The 6,561-nt window shown below is 31.2% G+C and carries 10 protein-coding genes; all 10 read left to right on the top strand.

Going from position 1 to position 6,561, the window contains the following annotated elements; translation table 11 throughout:
* Positions 1-341 (top strand): hypothetical protein (locus tag MHI47_RS20145; RefSeq protein ID WP_340832282.1); only part of this gene is annotated, 341 nt, incomplete at its 5' end.
* Between the two features lie 148 nt (positions 342-489).
* Positions 490-720, top strand: coding sequence for a hypothetical protein (locus MHI47_RS20140; RefSeq protein ID WP_340832279.1), 231 nt, complete (start codon positions 490-492; stop codon positions 718-720).
* A 124-nt stretch (positions 721-844) separates the two neighbouring features.
* Positions 845-1,018 (top strand): hypothetical protein, encoded by a 174-nt coding sequence (locus MHI47_RS20135; protein ID WP_340832276.1) that lies wholly within the window; start codon positions 845-847, stop codon positions 1,016-1,018.
* 113 nt (positions 1,019-1,131) lie between these two features.
* Complete coding sequence (locus tag MHI47_RS20130) at positions 1,132-2,544, top strand: hypothetical protein (RefSeq protein ID WP_340832275.1); 1,413 nt, start codon at positions 1,132-1,134, stop codon at positions 2,542-2,544.
* A gap of 15 nt (positions 2,545-2,559) precedes the next feature.
* Positions 2,560-2,817 (top strand): hypothetical protein, encoded by a 258-nt coding sequence (locus MHI47_RS20125; RefSeq protein ID WP_340832273.1) that lies wholly within the window; start codon positions 2,560-2,562, stop codon positions 2,815-2,817.
* 12 nt (positions 2,818-2,829) lie between these two features.
* The gene (locus MHI47_RS20120; protein ID WP_340832271.1) at positions 2,830-3,561 is read left to right on the top strand and encodes a zonular occludens toxin domain-containing protein; all 732 of its coding nucleotides are present in this window, start codon (positions 2,830-2,832) and stop codon (positions 3,559-3,561) included.
* A complete protein-coding gene (locus tag MHI47_RS20115; RefSeq protein ID WP_340832270.1) occupies positions 3,536-3,727 on the top strand; it encodes a hypothetical protein in 192 nt (63 codons plus the stop codon). Before MHI47_RS20120 ends, MHI47_RS20115 begins: the two co-directional genes overlap by 26 nt.
* A gap of 247 nt (positions 3,728-3,974) precedes the next feature.
* A complete protein-coding gene (locus tag MHI47_RS20110) occupies positions 3,975-4,172 on the top strand; it encodes a hypothetical protein (protein WP_340832268.1) in 198 nt (65 codons plus the stop codon).
* Between the two features lie 404 nt (positions 4,173-4,576).
* The gene (locus tag MHI47_RS20105; RefSeq protein ID WP_340832266.1) at positions 4,577-6,196 is read left to right on the top strand and encodes a hypothetical protein; all 1,620 of its coding nucleotides are present in this window, start codon (positions 4,577-4,579) and stop codon (positions 6,194-6,196) included.
* A 95-nt stretch (positions 6,197-6,291) separates the two neighbouring features.
* On the top strand, positions 6,292-6,480 hold the full coding sequence (locus tag MHI47_RS20100) for a hypothetical protein (RefSeq protein WP_340832265.1): 189 nt from the start codon (positions 6,292-6,294) through the stop codon (positions 6,478-6,480).
* Positions 6,481-6,561: the final 81 nt, after the last annotated feature.

The following is a 6,561-nucleotide window of genomic DNA, read 5'->3' as shown; positions in this document are numbered from 1 at the left end:
GGAAAAAGAACATGAAAATGGAAGTTATTGTTTTGAGTGTTAATCATTATTCGATGGATTCTAATGAAGGTTTAAATATTAGAATTTTGAATGAGGAATTAGAACACACAAATAATGGATTCGGATTAGATGTTACAGAATCCAAAGTAGTAACGGGTTTAACTGAATTAAAATATTTAGAAAGATTCGCTGATCAATTGCCTGCTAAGTTTATGGCAAAACCACAAATTACTAAGAAAAAAGATAAAAACGGTAAGGAAATTACTGCATTAGGATTTAAAGAATTAGAGTTTTTAAATTCTGTTGAGTTTGTTAATAAAAAAGTTCCTGTTAAGGCTTAATAATGTTTAGTAGTTTTACATCTGGCTTACTAACTGGAATTAATTCAAATCCAATTTTTAAATATATTTTATTGGGATTGGTTTGTTTGGTTATTTCTATGAGGGTAACAAAATGGTATGTAAATTTTAGAAATAAGGTGTGAATGAAGTGGAAAATGAAAACCCATACGAAAATACACCTGTTGAAGAAATACCATTTGAGGATATGTCAATTGAGGAATTAGATACTATGATTGACGAAACAACACCTTTATTAGAATTTGAATTATTAGAGGATATTCTGGAAGTTATGCAATATGGTTATGTGTTAGGTTGGTTAATATTTGCATTACTTTTCTTTATATTAATATTTGTAGCAATCGGAAGTGGAAAAAAATGATGAATGAATTGACAATGCTAGGCTTTAAAGTTGGGTTTTTAATTGCTGGTGCTTGTGGCTTTATCGGTTTCACTCTCGGATTGATTATGAACTTACTTGACGACTTTGGAAGGGGGTGAAATGAATGGAAACAGCATCTATGACAACTGTAACAACTGCAATTACTTCTGAATTTGGAGAAATCGTAACAGCAGCGTTAGTCGTTTTAGGAAGTGTAGCCGGTGCAGGTCTTATCCTTTTCGGTGGGATTTACGCTTGGAAATACGGCAAAAAAGTATTCTCAGTTATCGCGAAATAACTTCGAATACTTAATTGAAAATCTGTTATATCAAACCGCTATTATTATATCAGTAAATAAAGAGCCTTGCACTTAATCTGTGCAGGGTCTTTTTTGAAAAGTAGGTGTAAAAGATGTTTAAAAAAATATTTCTGATTACAAGTTCATTAGTTATTTTATTTTTCACAACTTGGATAGTACCACAACAAAAAGCTGATGCGATAGCTTTTGGTGCTGTAGTTCCCGCTGGAATAACTGTTGGTGCTGGTACTTATGTTCTCGGTGCAATGGCATTGTCTGCAGTTGTTGGTGTTGCGATTGGTGATGAATACGGAGATGAAATAAATGCTCATGCAAAAGAAGTATGGTCCAGTTCTACTGATCTGGCTAAAAAGTCAATTGACGTCTCGGTTAATACGGCGATTTCAGCTGGTAATACAACTGTTGAGTTGGGAACTGATTTTATAGATTGGTCGAAAAGTCAAATAAGTAATATTGCTGATTTTCTGTATAAAACGGAACATGGTTCAGCTTATTTTGATAATAAATTATCAATTACGGTTGGTGGTAGTCCTGATTATGTTTTAAGTGTTGGTGATGGTTATTTTACTGTTAATGGTAATAAAACCACACAATTTCAAATGATTTTGTATAGTTGGGCTGGAGTTCATAGGCTTCATACTAGATATAGTTTAAATGGTGATTGGGTTTTAACTAATCAAGTAAATTTACCAAATAAAGAAGTTGTTAAAATGCTAATGGATAATGCAAAGAATTTACAAGCTATTAATGGTATTTTAAATGCTTATAATTTCCAACAAGTATTGGAATATGATTTAACTGTAGAAAACGCTTATACAAAAAATGTTAGTAAATTGAATGAAGCTTGGGAAGATATGAAAGATGCCGGTATTGTTTTGCCAGTTGATGGTGCTACGGCTTATAGTGGTGATGTTTATATGGATTCTTATAACGCTAATACAGATACTTATACAGGTATTGACGGAAATATTTATCAACCTAGTGATTTAACTTGGTCGTTTCCTCAACCTTATATTGGTACTGGTGTAGAGGGTTTGACGGATGGTGTACATGTTAATTCTCCTGCTTTAACTGGAAATCCGGCAATTGATAAAACTATTATTGCAAATCCTGCTATTCCTAAAACTACAACAAATGTAACTACTGGTGAAACTGTTATAACTGGTGGTGGTGGTGGTTCTCCTCCTGGTGGAACTACTCCAGGAAAAATAAATTTTAAACCTCTTGTCCTGTTAGGTGGTTTGTTATTAACTCAATTTCCTTTTTCTATTCCTTGGGATGTTTTTAAACTATTTTCACAATTTAATGTTGAACCAATAACTCCTAAATTTGATTTTGGGAATAAAAAGTATATAGAACTTGGTGGTATTAAAGTGCCTGTAGATTTTAATTTTGAAATAAATTTTTCTGTTTTTGATCCAATTGCAAAAATTGCAAGATGGGGTTTGATACTTGTTTTTGATATTGCTTTAATCATGGCATTGAGACGACTTACTCCAGATTGATATGAGGTGTTTATTTTGGATATTTTTATAGATTTTACAAATGGATTGATACTGGCTATTGCTGATGCTCTTGGATGGCTTATTGATCTATTACCAGATTCACCAACTAGTACATGGTCGAATGTTGCACCAGAGAACATTGTTTTGGGACATATAACCTGGTTTATTCCGTTTCCTACTATGTTGCTGCATTTTGGTATTTTGTTGACTTGTATTGCTTTGTATTATGGTTATCGTGTCGTTGCTAGATGGCTCAAATTAGTTCGAAGTTAAGGGGGTTTTAAGGTGATTGAAACATATTTAGGAACAATTGGTTCTGGTAAGTCTTATCATGCTTTAGAGAAGATTATAGAGACTTTAGGCAAAGGGAAATATGTAGTTGCAAATTTCCCTTTGAATTTTACTCAAGCAATGATTAGAAAAGGATATGCTGATAAATTTATGTATGTTCCAGATGATTTTTTAATGGATATAGATGGAGTTGCTTTTTTATTTCAGTTACAAAAGAAAGAAGATTTTTATAAGTTGTATGGTGAAGGTGGTTGTTTAGTCGTAATAGATGAAGTAGGTAACTACTTCCCTCCAGAAGATAACGGAAAGTATTCTACTAAACTATGGAAAACCTTTTTTACTCAATCTAGAAAAATGGGTTATGACTTTTTATTAATTTGCCAAGATGATTTGTCGCAAGTAAATAAGACTATTCGCAAATGTGTTGAATATCGGGTTGAACATAGAAAAGCTAATCATGTATTTCCCTTTAAATTGTTACCTTTTACTTTGTTTATGTACGTTACATATTGGGGGAAAAAAAATCAAAGACTTAATTCTTCATCATCTATTTATGTTAAAAGGTTTGGTTCTTTATACAATACTGAAATGATGTTTGGTGGTATTGAGGAAACATTTGATTTGGATTTAGATAAATTAAAAGCTGAATTAGGATTTAGTTTAGAATTTGGTAATTGTCATGTAGAGGAGCTGGATCACGATGAAGGAAATGAGATTGCGGTTTGAAGATGAAAATTTGAAATCAAAGTTAGAAGATTTAGCAAGATATTTAGATGTAAGTTTGAATCGTTTAGTAAATATGATTTGTGCTGCTGAATTCTCCGAGCAAGATAAAAAAGTTTTGGAGTTGTCAAAGGAGATAAATAGTTTAAAAGAATTGGAGATGAACTAGGTGTATTATTTGCAATCAGCTTTTCAAAAACCATTAATTGAACAATTTACTGAAAATCATGTCTGGAGACATAGATTGTTGAATGTTCCAAAGTTTGCCCCACATTTAGAATATTGTCATCAATTTGAAAGAAATTTACAAGGTAGATTTGTGTATATAAAAACTTTGCAAAATAGTTAGAAAATTATTGTTATAGTACTTTACAAATGTATTATAGTGTATTACAATGTAATCAGAGGTGAGAATAATGACAGTAAAAAAACACGTTAATGCAAGAATAACACTAGATTTACTTAATGATTACGTTGAAGAATTTAAAAAGTACGAAAACAAAGCATTTCCAGATGCAAGACCATCAAAAGAATTAACGATTACTCAAATACTTGAGGAATCATTATTTTATGCTACGAAATACCTTGAAGAAAAAAATACATTAGAAAAGTAAATTTGAGCATTTAAGTCAAGTATAAATGTCTGACCGTAGGGAATTTATGCCTTGACTTGAATAGTTGGTTACACCCTCTTGTTGTTTCTCACGTTAATCGTGAGGAACTGCCTTCCGGCGAGGGAATCCCCTCAATTTTGAGGGGGTAGGGGGAGTTTAGCTTTTGACTTTAAGGGGGTGAAAATCATTGAAGAAGTGAATCCCTTTTTGCGCTGGTGTTGGGAGGGACCCGCGAGGGAGGGTCCCAACACTGGAGCAAAAAAAGGGTACCGGGGCGACTATGTAACACGCCCCATGAGATAGACCATAGATTTCGGACAAAACCCACTGTTTCCAAGGGTTAGAGACCGGTTTTATTTTGTCAAAAAAATAGCGATTTTGACAAAATTGAAGGGGAGAAAATCATGATTCCATATACAGCTAAGAAGTCGAAAATATTTCAAGAATTATCAAAGGATGATAGAAATAATTATTTCTCATATTCCCAAAAAAAATTTTTACACAATATAGATTCACTTTATTTTGTTGTAAAAGTTAAAAATGATTGGAATAAAGATGAAGGGGTTAAACGTTTAAAATCCGTTTTAGATTTTTATAGGAATCGTGCTACGAAAAGTTTTGACCCGGTAGTTTTATTTCAAGACTTAGGAGCTTATGAGCATTTGGGGACGGAATTTGTAATGCATGGAATTGGTTCAGCACCATATATTTATGATGTTTCTAAGGTGGACAAGTATTTAATGTTTTTTATGGGCCACCAATTAAATAATGATACTCCAGAAATTTGGGTTCAGTTGCGTTCGCAAAACTTATGGCTCACTGGTGAACATGAATCTGTAAAAGAAGCGATTAATGATATTAAATCTTTATTATCTGAATTTGATATAGAAATAGATAATATAAAAGAAAATAGAATAGATTATGCATATCATACAAATTATGTACAAGACCCCACTAATTATTTTAAATCAGAAAATATGAATCGTATGCAGAAATCAAGATTTGAACGAGGCTCACTTGAGTTTGGTTTTAAAGGTGATTTTGAGGTCGAGACGGATTATATTACTTTGGGACGTAAAAAGTCCAATAATATATTTTTCAGGACTTATAACAAGTCTAAAGAGGTAATAGAGCAACAATATAAGCAGTTTTTCATTAAACTATGGTATTTAGAAAATATGATTTCATATTTTGATTTGTATTGTATGGAAAAAGCGTTTATGAAACCATCTAGAACAAATTATAAATTTTTAGATGTAGCGAGGTTACATTTTTATTTAGAATATGGTTTAGATCCAGATATAAAAAATAAAATTAATAAATTGATTTCGAAGGATTCTATTGATTACGATAAAGTTGTTAAATTGGCTGATGAATTGGTTCCAAAAGTAACTATTATTATGAATATAGAAATAGAGACTAAGAGAAAATTTTATTATTCAATGGATAGCAGCGTTGATAAACTTTTGAAGATTAAGTCTAAAGATTTCCCAAAGTTTGCTGATAAGTTAATCGTTAAATTGGATAATAAACAAGTTTTTCATGACCATTTAGTTTGTAATAATGATGAACAAAAGGGAGTTATACGATTTTTAGATTATAAAGCCAAAAATAAAGATGGTCTTTCCTGGACTACGAAAGACAAATTTCCTACTTCTGATTTATGGAAAAGGTTACAAAGTGTAAAAGTAAATAAGAAATTTGATGAAGAAAAAATTAAATTATCTAGAGAATATCAAAAAACTTTAAGTACTGAATTATTAAAGAGTAAATTAATTAACACTATGTCTACATATAGTTTGTACATACATGGTGATGATGTTCAGAACGATATACTTCATGATTCTTTAGATTTTATGAGTACATTGAATGAAACAGATATGGAAAAGGCAATTGATTATAAGCGTAAAAAAATAGCCCTATTGCAGAATCGATTGGGAGATGTTGAAGGTGTTTCCAAATTGGAAAACAAATTCAAAATCGTCGATACTGAAACGGGCGAGAGTATTACATCTTATGAATAATAATAGCATATTTATATCTAATTAGGCGACTATAATATAGTCGTCTTTTTTTGTTATAGTAGGTTAAAACTATAAAATATGAATTAGGTGATAAGATGCCAAGACCAAGAAAGTATGACTACACAAAAGACTATCCAATTACAATTTTTGCTAAAGTTCCGGTAGGAATTATAAATAAATTAAATAATCTTGGCTATACAAATGCTGATATATCAAGAGAAATTGACGAATCTTTAGTTTTAATAAACTTTTTAGAAGAATTTTTGAATAAAAAAGAAAAATAAGTCTTGCCAAATTCTTCTTTTTTTTTTATTATTAATAAGAACAAGTAATCCATACCGAAAACCTGTTCGTAAAAAGAAGGA

This window comes from Psychrobacillus sp. FSL H8-0487, from assembly GCF_038008385.1.
In the GTDB taxonomy this organism is placed as follows: domain Bacteria; phylum Bacillota; class Bacilli; order Bacillales_A; family Planococcaceae; genus Psychrobacillus; species Psychrobacillus psychrotolerans.
Note: the sequence above shows the minus strand (reverse complement) of the source record. Positions and strands in the feature narration are given on the sequence as shown.

Excerpts from the sequence above, each read along its gene's own strand:
- MHI47_RS20135 (WP_340832276.1), top strand. The coding sequence starts at position 845 with ATGGAAACAGCATCTATGACAACTGTAACAACTGCAATTACTTCTGAA.
- MHI47_RS20130 (WP_340832275.1), top strand. The coding sequence starts at position 1,132 with ATGTTTAAAAAAATATTTCTGATTACAAGTTCATTAGTTATTTTATTT.
- MHI47_RS20115 (WP_340832270.1), top strand. The coding sequence starts at position 3,536 with ATGAAGGAAATGAGATTGCGGTTTGAAGATGAAAATTTGAAATCAAAG.
- MHI47_RS20110 (WP_340832268.1), top strand. The coding sequence starts at position 3,975 with ATGACAGTAAAAAAACACGTTAATGCAAGAATAACACTAGATTTACTT.
- MHI47_RS20105 (WP_340832266.1), top strand. The coding sequence starts at position 4,577 with ATGATTCCATATACAGCTAAGAAGTCGAAAATATTTCAAGAATTATCA.
- MHI47_RS20100 (WP_340832265.1), top strand. The coding sequence starts at position 6,292 with ATGCCAAGACCAAGAAAGTATGACTACACAAAAGACTATCCAATTACA.